The 20,224-nt window shown below is 63.8% G+C and carries 18 protein-coding genes; 14 read left to right on the top strand and 4 right to left on the bottom strand.

Going from position 1 to position 20,224, the window contains the following annotated elements:
• Nucleotides 1–10 precede the first annotated feature (10 nt).
• Nucleotides 11–1,681, top strand: a complete 1,671-nt coding sequence (locus MI302_RS06165) for a ribonucleoside-diphosphate reductase subunit alpha (RefSeq protein ID WP_126178694.1) — start codon at nt 11–13, stop codon at nt 1,679–1,681.
• Nucleotides 1,682–1,709: 28 nt separating this feature from the next.
• On the opposite strand, the gene surE is transcribed toward MI302_RS06165, so the two are convergent.
• Entirely contained in the window at nt 1,710–2,444 is a 735-nt protein-coding gene (gene surE / locus MI302_RS06160) for a 5'/3'-nucleotidase SurE (protein WP_019550894.1), read from the bottom strand.
• Between the two features lie 115 nt (nt 2,445–2,559).
• Between surE and MI302_RS06155 the strand changes: the two genes are divergently transcribed.
• The 11 genes from MI302_RS06155 to MI302_RS06105 all read left to right on the top strand — a co-directional run bounded on the left by MI302_RS06155 (nt 2,560) and on the right by MI302_RS06105 (nt 16,483).
• Nucleotides 2,560–3,537, top strand: a complete 978-nt coding sequence (locus MI302_RS06155) for a histidinol-phosphate transaminase (protein WP_126164906.1) — start codon at nt 2,560–2,562, stop codon at nt 3,535–3,537.
• Nucleotides 3,538–3,993: 456 nt separating this feature from the next.
• Complete coding sequence (locus MI302_RS06150; protein ID WP_126164905.1) at nt 3,994–6,126, top strand: molybdopterin oxidoreductase family protein; 2,133 nt, start codon at nt 3,994–3,996, stop codon at nt 6,124–6,126.
• On the top strand, nt 6,111–6,773 hold the full coding sequence (locus MI302_RS06145) for a bifunctional precorrin-2 dehydrogenase/sirohydrochlorin ferrochelatase (RefSeq protein WP_038032261.1): 663 nt from the start codon (nt 6,111–6,113) through the stop codon (nt 6,771–6,773). Before MI302_RS06150 ends, MI302_RS06145 begins: the two co-directional genes overlap by 16 nt.
• On the top strand, nt 6,770–7,549 hold the full coding sequence (gene cobA / locus MI302_RS06140; protein WP_052037985.1) for a uroporphyrinogen-III C-methyltransferase: 780 nt from the start codon (nt 6,770–6,772) through the stop codon (nt 7,547–7,549). Before MI302_RS06145 ends, cobA begins: the two co-directional genes overlap by 4 nt.
• Before the next feature lie 13 nt (nt 7,550–7,562).
• Complete coding sequence (gene nirB / locus MI302_RS06135) at nt 7,563–10,082, top strand: nitrite reductase large subunit NirB (RefSeq protein ID WP_239726474.1); 2,520 nt, start codon at nt 7,563–7,565, stop codon at nt 10,080–10,082.
• A complete protein-coding gene (nirD, locus tag MI302_RS06130; RefSeq protein ID WP_038032256.1) occupies nt 10,079–10,426 on the top strand; it encodes a nitrite reductase small subunit NirD in 348 nt (115 codons plus the stop codon). The genes nirB and nirD overlap by 4 nt, the downstream gene beginning before the upstream one ends.
• Nucleotides 10,427–10,476: 50 nt before the next feature.
• Nucleotides 10,477–11,241 (top strand): uroporphyrinogen-III synthase, encoded by a 765-nt coding sequence (locus tag MI302_RS06125; RefSeq protein ID WP_239726473.1) that lies wholly within the window; start codon nt 10,477–10,479, stop codon nt 11,239–11,241.
• Between the two features lie 13 nt (nt 11,242–11,254).
• Nucleotides 11,255–12,484: a CmpA/NrtA family ABC transporter substrate-binding protein gene (locus MI302_RS06120; protein WP_038032252.1), complete on the top strand. Its 1,230-nt coding sequence runs from the start codon at nt 11,255–11,257 to the stop codon at nt 12,482–12,484.
• A 12-nt stretch (nt 12,485–12,496) separates the two neighbouring features.
• Nucleotides 12,497–13,306: a nitrate ABC transporter permease gene (ntrB, locus tag MI302_RS06115; RefSeq protein ID WP_126164901.1), complete on the top strand. Its 810-nt coding sequence runs from the start codon at nt 12,497–12,499 to the stop codon at nt 13,304–13,306.
• Between the two features lie 24 nt (nt 13,307–13,330).
• Nucleotides 13,331–14,155, top strand: coding sequence for an ABC transporter ATP-binding protein (locus MI302_RS06110; protein WP_126164900.1), 825 nt, complete (start codon nt 13,331–13,333; stop codon nt 14,153–14,155).
• Nucleotides 14,156–14,506: 351 nt separating this feature from the next.
• Complete coding sequence (locus MI302_RS06105; protein ID WP_239726472.1) at nt 14,507–16,483, top strand: cobyric acid synthase; 1,977 nt, start codon at nt 14,507–14,509, stop codon at nt 16,481–16,483.
• On the opposite strand, the gene cobO is transcribed toward MI302_RS06105, so the two are convergent.
• Genes cobO through cobT form a run of 3 tightly spaced genes read right to left on the bottom strand, consistent with a single transcriptional unit; the run spans nt 16,480 to nt 18,734 of the window.
• Entirely contained in the window at nt 16,480–17,043 is a 564-nt protein-coding gene (gene cobO, locus MI302_RS06100; RefSeq protein ID WP_019550892.1) for a cob(I)yrinic acid a,c-diamide adenosyltransferase, read from the bottom strand. The genes MI302_RS06105 and cobO overlap by 4 nt on opposite strands.
• Nucleotides 17,022–17,717, bottom strand: a complete 696-nt coding sequence (locus MI302_RS06095; protein WP_239726471.1) for an adenosylcobinamide-GDP ribazoletransferase — start codon at nt 17,715–17,717, stop codon at nt 17,022–17,024. The genes cobO and MI302_RS06095 overlap by 22 nt, the downstream gene beginning before the upstream one ends.
• A gap of 3 nt (nt 17,718–17,720) precedes the next feature.
• Nucleotides 17,721–18,734 carry a nicotinate-nucleotide--dimethylbenzimidazole phosphoribosyltransferase gene (gene cobT / locus MI302_RS06090; RefSeq protein WP_239726470.1) on the bottom strand — a complete coding sequence of 338 codons (1,014 nt, stop codon included), beginning with the start codon at nt 18,732–18,734 and terminating at the stop codon, nt 17,721–17,723.
• A 25-nt stretch (nt 18,735–18,759) separates the two neighbouring features.
• Here cobT and MI302_RS06085 point away from each other — a divergent pair, with 25 nt between their 5' ends.
• Nucleotides 18,760–19,278: a histidine phosphatase family protein gene (locus MI302_RS06085; RefSeq protein ID WP_126169926.1), complete on the top strand. Its 519-nt coding sequence runs from the start codon at nt 18,760–18,762 to the stop codon at nt 19,276–19,278.
• Entirely contained in the window at nt 19,275–20,144 is an 870-nt protein-coding gene (cbiB, locus tag MI302_RS06080; RefSeq protein WP_019550888.1) for an adenosylcobinamide-phosphate synthase CbiB, read from the top strand. Before MI302_RS06085 ends, cbiB begins: the two co-directional genes overlap by 4 nt.
• Nucleotides 20,145–20,224: the final 80 nt, after the last annotated feature.

Below are 20,224 nucleotides of genomic sequence, written 5' to 3'. Positions count from 1 at the left end.
GGGGACGAGGATGCTAAAGACCAAAAGGGAGTACAAACCGTGGTACTGGGCCAACGAGTGGACCCGCCTCTACATGAGCCGGGGCTACCTTCTCCCTGGGGTGACGGTGGAGAAGAGGGTGAAGGAAATCGCCGACCGGGCGGAGGCCCTGACCCGCATCGAGGGCTTCTCCCGCAAGTTCCAGGAGTACATGGCCAAGGGTTGGTACTCCTTGGCCACCCCCATCTGGGCCAACTACGGCCTCAAGCGGGGTCTCCCCATCTCCTGCTACGGCACCTACGTGGAAGACGACACCGCCTCCATCCTGAGGGCGGTGGCGGAGATCGGCATGATGAGCAAACAGGGTGGGGGCACCTCGGTTTACCTGGGAGCCTTGCGCCCAAGGGGAGCCCCCATCCGGGACAACGGGGAGAGCAACGGCTCCTACGCCTTTGCCTCCCTTTTCGACCGGGTGATCGAGGTGTTCAACCAGGGTTCCACCCGCCGGGGGCAGTGCGCCGCCTACATCCCCATAGAGCACCCCGACTTTGAGGAGTGGCTCAAGATCCAGCGGGAGGGGAGCGAGATCCAGTCCCTCTTCTTTGGGGTCACCGTGGGGGATGCCTGGATGGAGGAGATGATAGGAGGGGATAAAAGGAAGCGGGAAAGATGGGCCCAGGTGCTGAAGAGCCGGGCCGAAGTGGGCATCCCCTACCTCTTCTTCCGGGACAACGCCAACCGCCAGGCTCCGGAGATCTTCAAGAAGTTGGGGAAAACCATCCACGCCTCCAACCTGTGCACCGAGATCATGCTCCCCTCAGGACCCGATGAAAGCTTTGTCTGCTGCCTTTCCTCCTTAAACCTCCTCCACTTTGACGAGTGGAAGGACACCGACGCCGTGGAAACCTTGACCATCTTCCTGGATTCGGTGCTGGACGACTTCATCGAGAAGGCAGAGGGGATTCCCTACATGGAGCGGGCGGTGCGCTTCGCCAAGCGCTATAGGGCCATCGGCATCGGGGTCTTGGGCTGGCACAGCTACCTGCAGTCCCAGGGGATACCCCTGGAGAGCGCCGAGGCGATCTTCCTCAACGGCCTGGTGTTCAAGACCATAAGGGAGAAAGCGGAGGAAGCTAGCCGCTGGCTCAGGAAGCGGCACCCTGAGGACGAGCTGGCCGAGGTCATGGAAAGGCGCAACGCCACCCTCCTGGCCATCGCCCCCACCAAGAGCAGTTCCTTCATCCTAGGCCAGGTTTCCCCCTCCATCGAACCCTACACCAGCAACTACTACCTAAAGGACCTGCAAAAGGCCCGGGTCCCCTTCAAGAATCCCTTTTTGCAGGAGCTCCTACGCCAAAAGGGCAAGGACGAGGAAAAGGTGTGGCGGAGTATCCTGGAGCATAACGGCTCGGTCCAGCACCTGGACTTTCTTACCGACGAGGAAAAGGATGTCTTCAAGACCTTTGCCGAGGTGTCCCAAAAGACCCTGGTCAACCTGGCCATAGGGCGGCAGAAGCACATTGACCAAGGGCAGTCCCTGAACCTGGTGATCCATCCTGAGGCCCCACCCAAGGACGTGAACGAGCTCTACCTCCACGCCTGGAGGGGTGGGTTAAAGGCCTTGTACTACCAGTTCAGCGTGAGCACCGCCCAGGCCTACAGCCGGGACCTTCTCCTCTCCTGCCGGGCCTGCGAGAGCTGAAAAGAAGGCGGGCGGGACCTGAATAGGGCTAATCGTGGGCCAAAGCCGGCTGGAGCTTGGCCTCGTCGGTGAGGTCCAGCCTAAGGGGGGTGGCGGCGATGAACCCCTGCTCCACCGCCCAGCGGTCCGTTCCCTCCTCCGCCTCCTTTAGGGGCCTGGCGGCAAACCAGTAATGGGGGCGGCCCATGGGGTCCTCACCCTCCACCACCACCCCCTCGTAGGACCGCACCGACTGCCGGGTCCAGAGGAAGCCCTTGGGCCGGTGGGGCAGGTTCACGTTCACCAGGAAGGGTCGCTCCAGCCGCAGGAGGGTTTCCAGCACCCGTTCCACCCAGGGCCTCAATGCGGAGAAATCCGGGCCCGCCCCGTTCATGGGGGTGCTGAAGGCGGCGGCGGAGAGGCCAAAGAGCCTTCCCTGCTTGGCCGCGGCCACCGTACCCGAGTGCCAGATCTCGTGGCCCAGGTTGCTCCCCAGGTTGATCCCGGAGAGGACCAGGTCCACGGGGCCAAAGAGGTGGAGGCCCAGGGCCACGCAATCGGCCGGGGTGCCCCGCACCCGGTAGGCGGGGAAATGGGGCCCCGGCAGGGGGGCCGGATGGGGAAAAGCCCGGACGGGGTGGGCAATGGTGATGGCATGCCCGACCCCGCTTTGCTCCACGTCGGGGGCCACCACAAAGACCTCGCCGAAGCGGCTGGCCGCCTCCGCCAAAGACCAGAGCCCTGGGCTGAAAATCCCGTCGTCGTTGGTCACCAGAATCCTCATGCCCCCACCCTAAGGGCGCTTTGTCAGCTCACCATCAAGCAATGGCCCAAGGTCCCACGGAACCTCAGTGGTCCAGGCTAAGGCGCTGCCCTGAACCCTAGCCTAACATGGAGGCATGTTGGACGATGTCCTGAGGCCCATCCACGGAGGTCCCGACGGGGGCCCTGAGCCCTTATACGACTTCTCCACCAACGCCAACGCCTTGGGGCCTAATCCCGTGGTCCTCGAGCACATCCAGGCCAAGGACCCTAGCCGCTACCCCGACCCCCTTTACCGAAACCTCCGCCGCCTCCTGGCCGAGGCCCACGGGGTATCGCCGGAACAGGTGGCCGTGGGCACGGGAACCAGCGAGCTCATCCACCGCCTGGTGCGTTGGAACTACCTCCGGGGCCCTATCCTCCTTCTAAAGCCCACCTTTAGCGAGTACGCCCGGGCAGCCCGGGCCCTGGACCTTCCCCTTTGGGAGGTGGAGACCCCGGAGGAGTACCTAAAGCTCTTGCCACGAAGCTCCATAGCCTTCCTCTGCCTCCCCAATAACCCCACGGGGGAGGTCTACCCCTTCCTGGAGGAGGCAGTGAGGCGGGCGGGAGGAGCCTTGGTGCTGGACCTGGCCTACTTCCCCCTAATGGAAACGCCCCCTTCCCTACCCCAAGGGGCTTGGCTCCTCTATAGCCCCAACAAGGCCCACGGCCTTACGGGGGTGCGGGCCGGGTACCTGGTGGCTCCCTTGGACCTCACGGTTTTCCAGAACCTGGCCCCCTCCTGGCCCGTATCCGTGTACGGGGAAGGGCTTTTGGAGGGGCAACTGGACCCCAGGGCCCAGGCCTGGCTGGAAAGCACCCGTAAAGAGCTTCACCGCCTGAGGGGACTTCTGGCCCAGGGGCTTAGGGAGTTGGGCCTCGAGGTGCGGGAAAGTCCCGCCAACTTCCTCCTGGTACGGGTGGGCCAGGCCGCGGAGGTGGCCAGGGCCCTCAGGGAGAAGGGCATCCGGGTGCGGGATGCCACCAGTTTCGGCCTTCCCGAGTGGCTCAGGCTTTCCGCCCAAAGGGAGGAGGCCATAGAGGCTTTGCTTAAGGCCCTGGCCCAGGTATAGCCAGGCTGCCACCGAGATCCCCACCATGGCCACCCTCCGGCCTACTGGGCCAGAAGCCACGCTGACCCGAGGCATAGGGGAGCCAACTGGATCACCCGGCCTGGTGGGCGCATGGGCCTCGAGGCTTACGCCATGTAACCGATAAGGGCTGGTCTGGGCTCAGTGCATCTCGGTTTCACCAAGAAAACATAGCCCGGGCCAGCCGAAGTCTCTTCCGGTCCACCTGGTTGCCGGCCAGGATCAGCCGCAGGCCATCCTGCTTGGGGTGAACCCTGGCTTTTTGGGTTCTGGTAGCTTCCCAAATTGCTGTTGTACCATATACTTGTGAGACTAAGCTATTACTATCAGAACGCTATGCACATATTCAGCGCTTTCTGTGCTTAGTGTAAGTCAAAATGTGGTCATTTGACCATTACTATCTTGACAAGCTGCACAACCACCCCTATACTTTCCCATATGAGGAGCCTCCCGACCCAGGAAGAGCACCCTCCGAACGGAACTCCCGCCACCTCCACCCATTGCGGTTTCTGCGCCATGCAGTGCGCGATGCAGTTACACGCCGACGGTACGGTCAAACCCCTACCTCACCCCATCAACAAGGGGAGGCTTTGTGTACTGGGCTTGACCTCGGGCGAACTGCTGGGGCACACCCATCGCCTGAGAACCCCTCTGGTGCGTAAGAAGGGGCAGCTTGAGCCTGCGAGCTGGGAAGAGGCCTTGGAGGTAGCGGTAGAGGGCTTCCGGCGCATTGCAGCCAGGCATGGTAACACCGCCAACGCGGTGTACGGTGGGGGCAGCCTGAGCAATGAAAAGGCCTATTTGCTGGGCAAGTTCGCACGATTGGTTTTGAAGACCCCTCACGTGGACTACAACGGGCGCTATTGCATGTCGGCGGCGGCCGCCGCCCAGAACCTTGCCTTTGGCCTGGACCGGGGGCTTAACCGTCCCCTAGCCGACCTACCCCGGTACGACCTGATCCTCTTAGCAGGCTCCAATGCGGCGGAGACCCTGCCCATGCTGATGCCATACTTCCACCAGGCCAAGGAGGGTGGCACCCGCTTCATTGTGGTGGACCCTCGCCATACCATCACCGCGAACCTCGCCACCTTGCACCTCGCGCTTCGTCCTGGCACCGATCTCGCCGTGGCCAATACCTTGCTCCACGTACTCGCCAAGGACCATCGCCTCAACTATGGCTTCATCGCTGAGCACACCCGAGGGCTAGAGAAGGCCCTGGCGGCGGTGGAGGGCTGTACACCGGTCTGGGCTGCGGAGATTTCTGGCCTGACGCCTTACGAGATCCAACAGGCCGCCCAACTGCTCGCCAGCGCCCGCAAAGCCCTCATCCTCACCGGGCGGGGGGCTGACCAGAATGCGCGCGGTGTGGACACCACCCTGGCCTATATCAACCTGGCGCTGGCACTGGGGGCGGATTTTGGTACCCTCACCGGCCAAGCCAACGGCCAGGGTGCGCGCGAGATGGGGCTGAAGGCCGACCAGCTGCCCGGCTACCGCAGCCTCGAGGACCCCAGCGACCGCCTGGCCGTCGCCAGGGTGTGGGGAATTGAGCCCGAGCAGCTCCCTGGCAAGGGGTATTCGGCCTTCGAGATCCTGCAAGCCATCGCCCGGGGCGAAATCCAGGGAATGCTGGTGATGGGCGCAAACCCCATCCCCTCTTCCCCACACTCGGATTGGGTGCGCGATGCCCTCGCCCGCATGGAGCATCTGGTGGTGATCGACCCCTTCCTTTCGGAGACGGCCCGCCATGCCAGGGTGGTGCTACCCGGCGCGCTCTGGGTTGAAGAGGATGGCACCACAACTAACCTCGAGGGCCGCGTGGTCCTGCGCCGTGCTGTACACCGCCCTCCTATTGGGGCCAGAGGCGATTTGGAGATCCTCCGCGACCTAGCCGTTGGGCTTGGGGCAGGGCAGTATTTCCGCTACACCAATCCCCGTGAGGTCTACGACGAACTACGCCTGGCCACCCGAGGGGCTAAAGCCGATTATTATGGCATCACCTGGGAGCGCCTAGAAGCCGGGGAGGAGGTATTCTGGCCCTGCCCCTCTGAAAACCGCCCTGGCACGCCCAGGCCTTTCGCCCAGGGCTTTCCCCAGGCTGACGGACGCGCGCACTTCATCCCTACGCCTTTTCGGCCGAGTGCCGAGGAACCCGATGGGCGCTATCCCCTCTATCTCACCACGGGGCGGGTCCTCTACCACTACCTCACCGGCAACCACACCCGCCGCCTAAAGCGCCTCATTAAGAAGTACCCCGAGCCGCTTTTGGAGGTTCACCCCGAAACCGCCCAGCGCCTGGGGCTTGCTGAGGGAGGCCTGGCCGTGGTCCGTAGCCGGCGTGCCAGGGCCTGTTACCGGGTAAGGTACAACCCCAAGATTCGCCCCGACACCCTTTTCGTGCCTTTCCATTGGGAAGGAGAGCGGGCCATCAACCGGCTGATTAACCCCGCCCTCGACCCCAGTTGCGGGATGCCCGAGTTCAAGGTGGCCGCCGTGGACCTCGCACCGTTCACCCAGCCCGAGACCGTGGCAACGGCAGCCGACCAGGAGGTGTCATGTACTACCCTGTGATGCTGGATCTACGGGGCCGCCCGGTCCTCTTCATAGGGGGAGGCTGCGAAACAGAAGCCAAGGTGCGGAGCTTACTGGAGGTGGGGGCAGCCGTCACGTTGATCTCTCCCCACCCGCACCCGGGGCTAGAACCCCTTCTGGAAGACGGCAAGGGCCCACGGTTTCGGTGGCTACGGCGGGGGTACCGCCGGGGAGACCTCGAGGGCTTTCAACTGTGCTTTGCCCATCCGCGCGAGCGCTGGCTCCACCCTCTCATCGCCCAGGAGGCCCGCGAGCGAGGGGTGTGGCTGAACACGGTGGATGACCCAGCCCACTGCGATTTCATCCTACCCGCGGTTCATCGGCAGGGGGCATTGATCATCGCAGTCTCCACCAGCGGGGTGGCCCCCGCCTTAGGGGTAAGGATCCGGCAGGAACTGGCCAAGAAATACGGCCCTGAGTACAAAGAATTTCTCCAAATACTGCACGCCTACCGAACCATTGTGAAGGAAACCTTTCCCCATGACTTCCAGGCTAGGAAGGCTGCCTGGTACCGCATGATGGACAGCCCCGCCCTGGAACTGGTAGCCCGGGGCGAAACCGAGGAGGCCAGAGAGGTTCTGCTCAGGGCTCTACACCAATCGGGGTTGGAGGGGGTGTCTTCATGATGAGGGATAGGAGTAGAGGCAAGGTCTACTTGGTGGGCGCGGGCCCGGGAGATCCTGAGCTTTTAACGCTCAGGGCCCTCCGCTTGCTCAAGAGGGCCGAGGTGGTGCTCTACGACCGCCTGGTCAGTCCCGCCGTGTTGGAACAGGTCAATCCCCGGGCCCAGCTCGTTTACGTGGGAAAGGAGCTGGGCGAGCAGGACAGGGTACAGGAGTTCATCCTCCACCAACTGCTCCATCACGCCCGCTCCGGAAAGAAGGTGGTGCGGCTAAAGGGAGGGGATCCCTTGGTCTACGGACGTGGGGGGGAGGAGTGGCTGTTCCTGACCGAAAAAGGGATCGAGGTGGAAGTGGTGCCTGGGGTGAGCTCCGCCCTCGCTGTCCCAGCTTTGGCCGGCATTCCCCTGACCATGCGGGGCGTGTCGGGGGGCTTTGCGGTGCTCTCGGGCCACACCCAAGGGGGGAGGTTGCCAGACCTCACCCCCTACACCCGGGTGGACACCCTGGTGGTGCTTATGGGGATCAAGGAACGCAGCCGCATCGCCCAAGAACTGGTACGGGTTGGGCGCAGGCCGGAGGAACCGGTGGCCTTTATCGAACGGGGCTCCACACCCCAGGAGCGGGTGGTGGTCTCCACGCTGGGGGAGGTAGCCGCGGGAGGAAGCGAGGTCCAGCCTCCAGCCGTATGGGTGATAGGGGAGGTGGTGCGGATAAGGGCCCGGCTCAAGCCCCTCGAGGCCAGCACGGCTTTAGAGCCGCGTCCCGCGCTAAGCCCTTAAGGAGGAGGTGCCTATGGTAGAGCGGATCGTAGTGGTGGGCAATGGCATGGTAGGACACAAGTTTCTGGAAGCCCTGAGGGCCAGGACCCAAGACTTCCACCTCACGGTGATCGCCGAGGAGCCACGCCTGGCCTATGACCGGGTCCGCCTGAGCGAGTTCTTCAGCGAACCGCGCCCCAACCTCTCTCTGGGATCCTATGAGCAGTACGCGGAATGGGGCGTCCACATCATCCACGCCAGGGCCACGGCCATCGACCGCGGACAAAGGCTTGTCCGGACCACCCATCAGGATATCCCCTACGACATCCTGGTTCTGGCAACGGGCCCCTACCCTTTCGTGCCGCCTATCGAGGGGCGTGACCTCGAGGGCTGCTTCACCTACCGCACCCTCGAGGACCTTACCCGCATAGAAGCCTGGGCCAAGCACAGCCAAAAGGGGGTGGTCATCGGTGGTGGCCTGCTGGGGCTTGAGGCTGCCGGGGCCTTGTTAAAACTGGGTCTAGAGACCCACGTGGTGGAACTCGCCCCCCGCCTGATGCCCATGCAACTGGATGAGCTAGGCGCCCATCTGTTGAAGAAAAAGCTCGAGGCCATGGGGATCGGGGTGCACCTCTCCAAAACCACCCAGAGGATCAGGGGCAGGGATGGCCGCGTGGCCGCGCTGCACTTCGCCGACGGGAGCAGCCTCGAGGCGGACCTGGTGATCTTCTCGGCGGGCATTCGCCCCCGCGACGAACTGGCGCGATCGAGCGGCCTTGAGGTAGGCGAGCGCGGCGGCATTGTCATAGATGAGCACTGCCGCACCTCCGATCCCCACATCTACGCCATCGGGGATTGTGCCCTCTACCAAGGCCGCATCTACGGACTGGTGGGACCCGGCTACGAGATGGCCCGCGTCCTGGCCGAACATCTCACCGGCAGCACGAGGACCTTCACCGGGGCGGACACGTCCACCAAGCTCAAGCTCCTGGGTGTGGAGGTGGCCAGCTTCGGCGACGCTTTCGCCCAAACCGCAGGCGCAAGGGAGATCCTGCTTTACGACCTCGGCAAGGGCGTTTACAAGAAACTCGTGATCAGCCCAGATGGCCGGCGGCTTCTGGGCGGCATCCTGGTGGGCGACACCTCGGACTATCCCAGGCTTCACAACCTGTTCTCCAACGCCCTAGAGCTGGGAAACCCCGAGCACCTGCTCATTCCCCCAGCCCAGGAAAATCCCGCCACCAGGACCACCTTACCCCTCACAGCGCGGGTGTGCCAGTGCGAGAACGTGACCAAAGGTACCATCGTTGAGGCCATACACCTGGGTGCCCGCGACATCGCCTCGTTGAAGAAGGCGACCAAGGCCGGCACGGGTTGCGGCGGCTGCGTGGGCATGATGGAGGATATCCTCAAGGAGGAGCTGCTGAAGCTGGGCGAGAAGGCCAGCGACCACCTCTGCGAGCATTTTCCTTATAGCCGCCGTCAGCTCTTCGACATCGTCCGGGTCAAGGGCTACAAGACCTTCGATGCCCTACTGCGCGACTACGGCAGGGGAGTGGGTTGCGAGGTCTGTAAGCCAGCCGTGGCCTCAATTCTGGCCTCTTTCTACAACGAACACGTGCTGGAGGACGCCCATGCCCCCTTGCAGGACACCAACGACCGCTTCCTGGCCAATCTGCAGCGCGACGGTACCTATTCGGTGGTACCCCGCATACCCGGCGGGGAGATCACCCCCGAGAAGCTCATCGCCCTCGGACAGATAGCGAAAAAGTACGGGCTTTACACCAAGATCACCGGCGGGCAGCGGGTGGACCTCTTCGGGGCACGGCTAGAGCAGCTCCCGCACATCTGGGCTGACCTCATCGCCGCTGGCTTTGAATCTGGTCACGCCTACGGCAAGGCCGTGCGTACCGTTAAGAGCTGCGTGGGCGACACCTGGTGCCGCTACGGGGTGCAGGACTCAGTTGGGCTGGCCATCCGGCTGGAAAACCGCTACAAGGGCCTCAGGGCTCCCCACAAGATCAAGATGGGGGTCTCAGGGTGCATCCGCGAGTGCGCCGAGGCCCGTAGTAAGGATGTCGGCGTCATCGCCACCGAGCGGGGTTGGAACCTCTACGTGGGCGGCAATGGGGGCATGAAGCCCCGCCACGCCGAGTTGCTGGCCGCCGACCTCGACGAGGAAACCCTCGTGCGCTACATCGACCGTTTCCTGATGTTCTACATCCGTACCGCCGATAAGCTCCAGCGCACCAGCGGGTGGCTGGAGAAGCTGGATGGCGGCATCGAGTACCTGCGGGAGGTGATCGTGGAAGACAAACTGGGTTTAGCGGCGGAACTCGAGGCCCAGATGGCCCGCCACATCGAGACCTATCGGTGCGAGTGGAAGGCCACGTTGGAGGACCCCAATAAGCTCAAGCACTTCCGCCACTTCGTCAACTCCGACGCCCCCGACGACAACATCGTAATGGTGCCACAACGCGGCCAGCACCGCCCGGCCTACGACTTTGAGCGCGACACGCTCCCCCTACCCTTGGCCACGGAGGCAGAACCATGAGGTGGGTCCGGGTCTGCCGGCTAGAGGACATCCTGCCCGGGAGTGGCGTCTGCGCCCTGGTGGAGGGGAAGCAGGTGGCCATCTTCCGCGTGGGCGAGCGGCTGTTCGCCCTTTCCAACTTCGACCCCTTCACCAAGGCCAACGTAATCAGCCGCGGGCTGGTGGGAAGCAAAGGGGAGCGCCTGTACGTAGCCTCGCCCCTACTGAAACATCGCTTCGACCTGGAAACCGGCGAATACCTGGACGACCCCACCGTTCGCCTGGCCGTGTACCCGGTTAGGTTGGAGGCAGGGGAAGTCTGGGTGGGCGTTCCCGTCGCCGAGGTAGCCAAGGTGGGTACATGAAGCTTTCCGGGATGCGCTTTGCCCTCTGTAGTTCACGCCGGGGGGAAGACTTGGCGCTGATTCTTAAAAAGCAAGGGGGCATTCCCCTATTTCGCCCCACCGCACAGACGGTGCTGGCTGAAGCCCACTTGCTAGAGGAGCAGCTTCGCAAATTCGCCCATTATGGTGCCGACTGGGTCATCTTCACCACGGGCATGGGATTCCAGCAACTCCAGGAGCAGGCCGAGGCCCTGGGATTGTGGGAAGCAGTCTATGCCCAACTAAGGCGCGGCAAGATCGCGCTGCGGGGCTACAAGGCCCGGCGAGCCCTCAAGGGGCATGCCCTCGAGGCCGTCCTCGAGGACGAGGATGGCACCATGGAGAGTCTGATGGAGGCCCTTCGGGTTTATCCCTTGACGGGCCAACGGGTGTTTCTCCAACTTTACGGACAACCCGCCCCCGGGCTTGTCCACTTTCTCCGAGAGCGGGGAGCGGTGGTGGAGGAGTTCCTACCCTACCGGCACCTCTGCGCCCCCGAAACCGGTCTTGCCCGGTTGATGGAGGAAATCCTTGCCCAGCAGGTAGATGCGGTGGTCTTCACAAGCATGCCCCAGGTGGAGTGCCTCCTGGAGTACGCCCATAGAGGGGGACAGATGGACCATCTGAGGGAGGCCTTCCAGGAGGTCTGGGCCTTGGCCATAGGGCGAGTAACCGCAAGGCCCCTGCAAGAGGCGGGGATACGGGTATGGCATCCCAGGACGGAGCGCATGGGAGCCTTGGTAACGGAATTTGCCGCTTTCCTCGAGGAAATCAGCAGCCCCAGGAAGGCAGGCTAAAGGGAGGTGAGGCATGAAAAAGATCGCTCGCAGGGAGGTGCTGAAGAAGGGGCTTGCCCTGGGCATTGCCACCACCGGGCTTGTGCGTGGCCAGGCCCGGAGCAGAAAGCTTAGGATCGGCTTCATCGCCCTCACCGATTGCGCCTCCGTGGTGATGGCCAAGGAGCTAGGCCTGTACCAGAAGCACGGGGTGGATGTGGAACTGGTCAAGGAGGCCAGCTGGGCCACCACCCGTGACCACCTTCTTAGCGGGGAGATCGTGGCGGCGCACACCCTCTTCGGCCTGCCCTTCTCGGTGTATACCGGGATCGGCGGGCCGGCGGGACGGGTGTTGCGCATCGCTATGGTCTTAAACAACAACGGCCAGGCCATCACCCTCTCCAGCCAGGACTTCGGAGGCAAGGTGGGCTTCAAGGACCTGGATGGAGCGGGAAAAGCCATCCTAGCCAAGAAGCGGGAGGGCAAACCCCTTACCTTCGCCATGACCTTCCCCGGCGGCACCCATGACCTGTGGCTGCGCTACTGGCTGGGGGCCTGTGGCGTTAACCCGGTGAAGGACGTGCGCATCATCGTGGTCCCCCCACCGCAGATGGTAGCCAACATGGGCGTGGGCAGTATGGACGGCTTCTGCGTGGGCGAGCCCTGGAACGGCGTGGCGGTCAAGCAGGGTATCGGCTTCACTGCCCTAGCCAGCCAGGACATCTGGAAGCACCACCCCGAGAAGGCCTTGGTCTTCAACCATGAGTTCTTTCGCGATAATCCAGAGGAGGCGCGGGCCATTACCAAGGCGGTCCTCGAGGCCAGCAAGTGGCTGGATAACCCAGCTAACCGCCGCACCGCCGCCAAGGTGATTGCCCGCCGCCAGTACGTCAACGCTGATCCCAGCATTATCGAAGCCCGCCTGCTTGGCGTGTACGACCTGGGAGGAGATCTAGGTAGGCACACCTATACCGACGACTACATGCTCTTCCATAACGGTGGCCAGACCAACTTCCCCCGGAAGTCCCATGCCATCTGGTTCCTGGCCCAGTACCGCCGTTGGGGCATGCTCAAGGGAAGGATTGACTACGAAGGCATCGCCGAAACCATCCTGGCGCAGGACTTCTATATTTCCGTGGCCAAGGAGCTCAGCATCCCCATCCCCAATGACGATATGCGTCCCCTTTCCGGCTTCATCGATGGCGTCACCTTTGACCCCAAGGACCCTGAAGGTTCCATCAGGAAGTACAAGGTGAGGGTGTAAGGAGGTTTGTCCATGGAACGCCTTGGTAAAGAGTCCCCCTTTCGGAGGATTACCGTCCCCACCTCCCTGCTCATGGGATTGAACGCCATTACCGGCTTTGCCATCCTGCTGCTGGCGTGGTACATCCTTAGCCACACCATCACCCCCCAGCTGCCCGATCCTGCCAGAACCCTAGGGGTGTTCTGGCAACTTCTTACCAATCCCTTCTACAACCACGGCCCCAACGACCTGGGCATCGGCTTGCAGTTGTGGCTCTCCCTTAAGCGTGTCTTTGCAGGCTTCGGGCTAGGGGCCTTGATCGCTGTGCCCCTGGGCATCGCGGTGGGAACTTCGGAAGGGCTAAGGGCCATGCTTAACCCCGTGATCCAGATCCTACGCCCGATATCCCCCCTGGCCTGGTTCCCGGTGGGCCTGGCTGCCCTCCAGGCCTCGGAACCGGCCTCCATCTTTGTTATCGCTATCACCTCGCTATGGCCTACCCTGATCAACACTGCGCTGGGCGTAGGCTCAATCCCCCAGGACTACCGCAACGTGGCCAAGGTCTTTGCCTTCTCACCCTGGACCTACCTCACCCGCGTGGTGCTGCCCCACAGCCTACCTTACGTCTTCACCGGCTTCCGGCTAGGCATGGGTACAGCCTGGATGGTGATTGTGGCCGCTGAGATGCTTGCTGGAGGCATGGGGATAGGTTTCTTCGTGTGGGACAGCTACAACTCGGGCCAACTGGACTATGTCATGGCTAGCCTCCTCTTCATCGGGCTCGTGGGCTGGGGCCTTGACGCCCTGTTAGCCGGGCTAGTGAGGCGGTTCAGCCACGGCTAGGGCCTTTTCGCACTAGGAGTGAGTATGGCGTTCTTGAACATCTCGGGTGTCCAGAAACGCTTCGGTCATTACACCGCCCTGGAGAACGTGAACCTTCAGGTTCGGGAGGGTGAGGTGATAGCCCTCATCGGCCACTCGGGCAGCGGGAAATCCACCCTCCTCGCCATGATAGCGGGATTGACCCGGCCCACAAAGGGGGAGATCCTCCTGGAGGGCCAGCCTATAAGAAGCCCCGGCCCCGATCGGGGGGTGGTGTTCCAAAACTACTCGCTCTTGCCCTGGCTTTCCGTGTACCAAAACGTGAGGGTAGGGGTGGACTCGGTGCACCGCGAACTTACCGATGCTGAGAGAGCCCGCATCACCGAGAAGTTTCTCCGCATAGTGGGCCTGTGGGAACACCGCCACAAGAAGCCAGGCGAGATCTCCGGGGGGATGAAGCAGCGCACTGCTTTGGCCCGGGCCCTGGCCACCAACCCGAAGATCCTGTTGCTGGATGAACCCTTCGGCGCCCTGGACGCCCTGACACGTACGAACTTGCAAGACGAGCTCTTGAAGGTGTGGGACTCCACCTTGGAGGACAGCTTCCTGAGGGCCATCTGGGGCGGCCAACGCAAGACCATCCTCTTGGTAACCCACGATGTGGAAGAGGCCATCTACCTCTCCGACCGCATTGCGGTGATGAGCAACGGACCCGCCGCCACCATCGGCAAGGTGGTAGAGGTGCCGCTGCCCCGCCCCCGCAACCGGCGGGAGATGCTTCAGAACCGCGCTTACCTGGAGGTCAAGGAAGAACTGCTGCACTTGCTGACTGTGGTCTACGCCCCGGAGCCTCCTAGAAAGCCCGCCTGAGGCCCCCCGCAGGAGGTCAAACCAAGGGCGCTGCTCTTGATGAACCTCCAACCGTGGGATATGTTCCAAGAGGTGTGCTGGCCAAGGCCCGCCGGTTCCCTACCTGGCAGGCCTTTTCCATAGGCCAGACGGCTGCCTGCCTTGCATCCTGCTGGGCGGAGGTATCCAAGCCCATCCAGCGGGCCGAGCCCCCAAATGCCCCCACATAGCGGCGGGAAAGGTAGGTGCGTATACTGGGCGCATGGGGAAAGCCGTTGCCCACCTTAAAAAGCGGTGAAAAAACCACCTGAAGCCCTGAGCCCTTATCCCCACGCCCTTCCCAGGGTTAACCCCAGGAAGACCTAGGCTACCATGAAGGCCAAGGCCCTCATCATCTGGGGCACGGGAAGCGGGGTGGGGAAAAGCTTCCTCACCGCCGGCCTGTTGAGGCACTTTAAGCGCCTGGGCCTTAGGGCAGCCCCCTTCAAAGCCCAGAACATGTCCAACCACGCCCGGGTGGTGGCGGGGGGCGAGATGGCCAGCGCCCAGTGGGTCCAGGCCCAGGCGGCGGGTGTCCCTCCCGAGCCCCGCATGAACCCGGTTCTCCTAAAACCCATGGGGGAACGGGCCTCCCAGGTGATCCTCCTGGGCCAGGTTAGCCCGGAACTTTCGCGGCTTTCCTGGGCCGAGCGGCGGGCCCACCTGGATGGCGTGGTGCAGAAAGCTTTGGCGGGGCTTCTTCAAGACTACGAACTGGTGGTGATCGAGGGGGCGGGAAGCCCCGTGGAGCGGAATCTCTGGCCCGATCTCCCCAACCTGAAGGTGGCCGAGTGGGCAAAGGCCAAGGCCCTCCTGGTGGCGGATGTGGACCAAGGTGGCTCCCTGGCCGCCCTCTACGGCACCTGGGCCCTTCTGGGGGAGCACAGGCCAAGGCTGGTGGGGTTTATCCTCAACAAGTTCCGGGGGGATCTGGAACTTCTAAAACCCGCCTACCGCCTCCTCCAGGACTGGACTGGGGTCCCGGTACTGGGCACCCTGCCCATGCTGGGGCTGGAGCTTCCCGAGGAAGATGGGTTCCGCCATCGCCCTAGGCCTGGCCCGGGCCCCAAGGTGGCCGTCCTCCGCTACCCCCATGCCTCCAACCTGGACGAGTTTTGGCCCTTGAGCGAGCTCGCCCACCTGGTCCATGCCCGCACCCCCAAGGAGGCGGAAGGGGCCTGGCTCCTCATCCTTCCGGGAAGCCGCCTCCCCAGCGAAGACCTCCCTTGGCTTAGAGACTTCCTGCCCCTGATCCAAAACCACCTGGCCCAAAACAAGCCGGTGCTGGCGGTCTGCGGCGGGGCGGAGATGCTCTCGGAGTCTATTTTGGACGAGGAGGGAGTGGAAAAGAGGGGCCTTTTCCCAGGCCTCGGCCTCCTTCCCTTCCAGGTGCGCATGGAAAAGGCCAAGACCGTTTTCGGCCGGCGGGTAAGACTGGAGGGACTGACGGGCTTTTGGGGTAGCTTAAACGGCCTCCAGGTGGAGGGCTACGAGATCCACCATGGCCAGGGCCTCCCCCTTCTGCACCAGGAAGGCTCCCTCCTCGCCACCTGGCTCCATGGCCTTCTGGAAAACCCCGGGGTGCAACGGGCCCTCTTCGGCCGGGAGGCCAGAGGCCTCGAGGAGGCCTTGCAGGAACTGGCGGACGCCCTGGAGCGCCATCTGGACCTGAGGGCCCTCCACCGCGCCCTAGGGCTTTTTGGCAAGGCAAAACCCCTGCCCTCCATGCCGCAAAGCCCGGATCCCCCACAAGGCCCCTTAGCGAGCCGGAGTCCCGATCCGCATGACCCTCGCCCCGGCTTGGTCCTTCTCCTGGGTGGGGCGAAAAGCGGCAAAAGCCGCCACGCCCAGAACCTAGCGGGGCCCTTCGCCACCCTCATCGCCACCGCCGAGGCCCGGGATGAGGAAATGGCGGAAAGAATCGCCCGCCACCGGGCCGAACGCCCCCCCACCTGGGAGATCCTGGAGGAGCCTTTGGACCTGGCGGGAGCCTTAACAAAGGCCCGCTACCCCACGGTGGTGGTGGACTGCCTGACCCTATGGGTCTCCAACCTCCTGGAAAAGGGCCTGGACCCCCTGGAGGAGGCCAAGCGGTTCCTTGAGGCATTGTTCGCTCCGCGAAGCAACGAGGCCCTCCCCCATAGCGGCAAGCGGGTCATCGCCGTCAGCAACGAGGTGGGCATGGGGATCGTTCCCGCCCATCCCTTGGCCCGCCGCTACCGGGACCTTTTGGGGGAGGTGAACGCCCTCTTCGCCCGGGAGGCAGAGGAGGTCTACCTCCTGGTGGCGGGCCGGGCTCTAAGGCTTTAGTGCTCCATTCCCGCCTGGGCCGGGATCCCCTGGTCAAAGGCGTGCTTCACCTTGCGCATCTCCGTGACCGTGTCCGCTAGGTGCAAAAGCTCCTCGGGAGCATCCCGCCCCGTCACCACCACGTGCACGTGCTCGGGACGCACCCTTAAGACCTCAAGGAACTCCTCCAAAGGAATCCAGCCGTAGCGCAAAGGGTAGATGGCCTCGTCCAGGACCACCAGATGGTAAGCGCCGGAGAGGATGGCTTCCTTGGCCCGCCCCCATCCCTCGTAGGCCAACCGGGCCGAAGCCAAAAGGTCGCGGCTTTTCCAAGTGAAGCCATCCCCCAATCCCTCCACGGGAATCCCCAGGGTCGCAAAGGCCCGGTGCTCCCCGAAGCGGGCCGTCTGGTGCTTGATGAACTGGAAGATCCTCACCTTTAGGCCCCGGCCGTGGGCCCTAAGGGCCAGGCCAAAGGCGGCGGTGCTTTTCCCCTTGCCCTCCCCGGTGTAGACCAGAAGGAGGCCCCGTCTCTTTTCCGTGGGCCTGGCGTACGGCTTCACCCGCTTAGGGCTTTCCATAGCACGTAGCCTACCAGGCCCCCAAGCTCCCCCAGGGCGATCATGGCCCCCAGGACATCCCCGTTTAGCCCCCCCAGGCGGGCCACCGCCAAGCGGGCCACCCCATAGGCGGCCAGGAAAACCAGGAGGGCAGGCCAAGGGTAAAGGAGGGGAAAGGGCAGGGCCAGAAGGAAAGCGCCTCCCCAGGGACCTCCCCAGATGAGACCCGCCATTCCCGAATGCAGGAGGGGGTAGCGGTTTAAAAAGGGGAGGACGGCAAAGCGGGCAAAGCCGGGCAGGAGGAGGAGGAAAAGGGGTTCCCTCGCCAAGGCCAAGGCCTGCCAAAGAAGAAGAAGGTAAACCCCTCCCACCCCGAAGGCAAAGGGGCCCAGGTGAGGATCCTTGAGGATGCGAAGCCGCTCCTCTTTGGGCCTTGCGCCCAAAAGGGCATCGGCCAGATCCAAAAGCCCATCCAGGTGCAAAAAACCCGTAAGGCCCAGGAGGAAAGCCAGAAGCAGGGCAGCCAAAAGCCCATCGGGAAGGGGAAGTAAGGACAGGAGCATGAGGGGAAGCCCCAGGGCATAACCCGCCAGGGGGAAGAAAAGGGTACTCCTTCGGAAATCCTCCGGGGTGGCCTCCTTGGGAGCCAAGGGGAAGATGGTGAGAAGGCCTAGGGCCAGGCGCAAGGGGCACATGGACTACTGGCGGTCGGAAACCCCCGCCTCCTCAAAGGTGGCCATGTGCAGGATGCGGGCCGCAGCCCTGAGGAGGGGCATGGCCAGGACCGCTCCCGTTCCTTCCCCCAGGGCCAGGTGGAGGTCCAGGAGGGGCCTTAGGCCCAGGGCCTCGAGGATGTACCGGTGCCCAGGCTCCCGGGAGAGGTGGCCCGCGAAGAGGTACTCCTTAAGCCCTGGCTCCAACCGGTAGGCCAGAAGGGCCCCAGCGGAAACGGGAAAACCGTCCAAAACCAAGGGCAAACCCTGACGGTACCCCTCCAGGTAGACCCCGGCGATGGCCACAAGCTCCAAACCCCCCACCTCCGCCGCCACCTCCAGGGGATGCTCACCGGGGCGCAGGCGGCTTAGGGCCCGGGCCACCGCCTCCCGTTTCCGCCTAAGCCCCTCCTCCCCCACCCCCGTGCCCCGGCCCACCACCGCCTCCGGGGGAAGACCCAAAAGGGCGGCGGTGAGGGCGCTGGCTGCGGTGGTGTTGCCGATGCCCATATCCCCAGCCGCAAGAAGGGTGGCCCCTTGAGCGATGGCAATGCGGGCTGCCTCCTGGCCCGCCAGAAGGGCCTTTTCCGCCTCCTCCAGGGTCATGGCCGCCTCCCGGGCCAGATTCCCCGTGCCCGGGCGCACCTTGCGCTTTAGAAGCCCCGGGTGCTGGGGCAGGTCCCCCTTGACCCCCACATCCAGGACGTAGACCCGGCAGTCCGCCACCTGCGCCAGCTGGTTGATGGCGGCCCCACCCCGAAGGAAGTTCAGCACCATCTGGTAGGTGACCTCCTGGGGGTAGGCGGAAACCCCCTCCGCCACCACCCCGTGGTCTGCAGCAGCCACCACCACCGCCCCCAGGCCCAGTTCCGGTTTCAGCCTTCCCTGGATGGCAGCAAGCCGCACCGCCACCTCCTCCAGGTGGCCCAGGGACCTAGGGGGCTTGGTGAGCCGTTCCATGCGCTCCCTTGCCGCCTGCAGAACCTCCTGGTATCCCATACGGCAGGAGTATAAGCTCTGAGGCATGGAGCTATGGCTGGTGCGCCACGGGGAAACCCTCTGGAACCGCGAACACCGCCTTCTGGGCTGGACCGACCTCCCCCTCACCCCCCTGGGGGAGGCCCAGGCCAAGGCCCTCCGAGGGGTTCTGCCGGGGCTTCCCGCCTTCAGCTCCGACCTGCTTCGGGCCCAAAGGACGGCGGAACTGGCGGGGTTTCAGCCCCAACCCGTCTTCGCCTTAAGGGAAATCCACTTCGGCCTTCTGGAAGGAGCCCTCTGGCAGGAGCTGGACCCCGCCTACCAGGAAGCCCTCCTGCGCTTCCAGGGCTTTGCCCCCCCAGGAGGGGAGAGCCTCGAGGCCTTCCAGGAGCGGGTCCTCCGCTTCCTGGAGGCGATCAAGGCCCCTGCGGTCCTCTTCACCCACGGAGGGGTGATCCGGGCGGCCCTAAGGGCCTTAGGGGAGGACGGCCTTGTCCAGCCGGGAAGCGCCGTGGTTCTGGACTGGCCTAAGCGGGTCCTGGACCGCTTGATTCCAAACCCGTGAGCCTCCTTCTGGCTCTTCTCTTGGACTTCCTCTTTGGGGAACCCCCTGCCCGGTTCCACCCCGTGGTCCTCATGGGCCGGTACCTGGCCTGGGCCTGGCCCCAGGTGCGGGGTTTCTGGACGGGGGCCTTCTACTGGACCCTGGGGGCCCTCCTCTTCACCCTCCCCGCCCTTTTCCTGGACCTGATCCTCAGGCCCTTGGCCTGGGGCTGGCTTCTTCTGGGGCTTTTCCTCAAGCCCCTCTTCAGCTTGAGGATGCTCCTTTGGGAGGTGGGTAGGGTGGAGGAAGCCCTGTCCTATGGGCCTCTGCAGGGGCCGGATTCCCTTGCAGAAGCCCGGCGGCGCCTAGCCCGGATCGTGAGCCGCCCCACAGAAGACCTTTCCCCAGAGGAGGTTCGGGAAGCCGCCTTGGAAAGCCTTGGGGAGAACCTTTCCGATAGCGTCATCGCCCCTCTCCTCTATTACGCCCTCTTGGGGCTGGCCGGAGCCGCCCTGTACCGGTACGCCAACACCGCCGATGCCATGTGGGGCTACCTCGAGCACGGAAGGAGGGGAGCGTTTGCCGCCCGGGCCGACGACCTTTTAAACCTGGTCCCGGCCCGGATCACGGGCCTTCTCCTTTGCCCTCCCCGGCTCTGGCCCAGGCTCCTCCAGGAAGCCAGGAAGACGCTTTCCCCCAATGCCGGCTTCCCCATGGCCGCCTTGGCCTTGAGGCTAGGGGTGCGCCTGCGTAAGCGGGGAGCCTACGCCTTAAACGCCTCTGCCCCCTCCCCCACGCCCAAGACTACCCACCAGGCCTTGCGGCTAGCCCTAGCGGTGGGCTACGGCGCGGGCTTCCTCCTGGCCCTTCTCACCCTGGGGCGGTAGCTAAAGAGCTTTTCCTCGTTGTCCCAAGGGGGGCTTGGGTGTATATTCCCGTATCGTGGCGCAAGGCAGTTTAGAACCAG

Source organism: Thermus sp. NEB1569 (assembly GCF_022385295.1).
In the GTDB taxonomy this organism is placed as follows: Bacteria; Deinococcota; Deinococci; order Deinococcales; family Thermaceae; genus Thermus; species Thermus scotoductus.
Note: the sequence above shows the minus strand (reverse complement) of the source record. Positions and strands in the feature narration are given on the sequence as shown.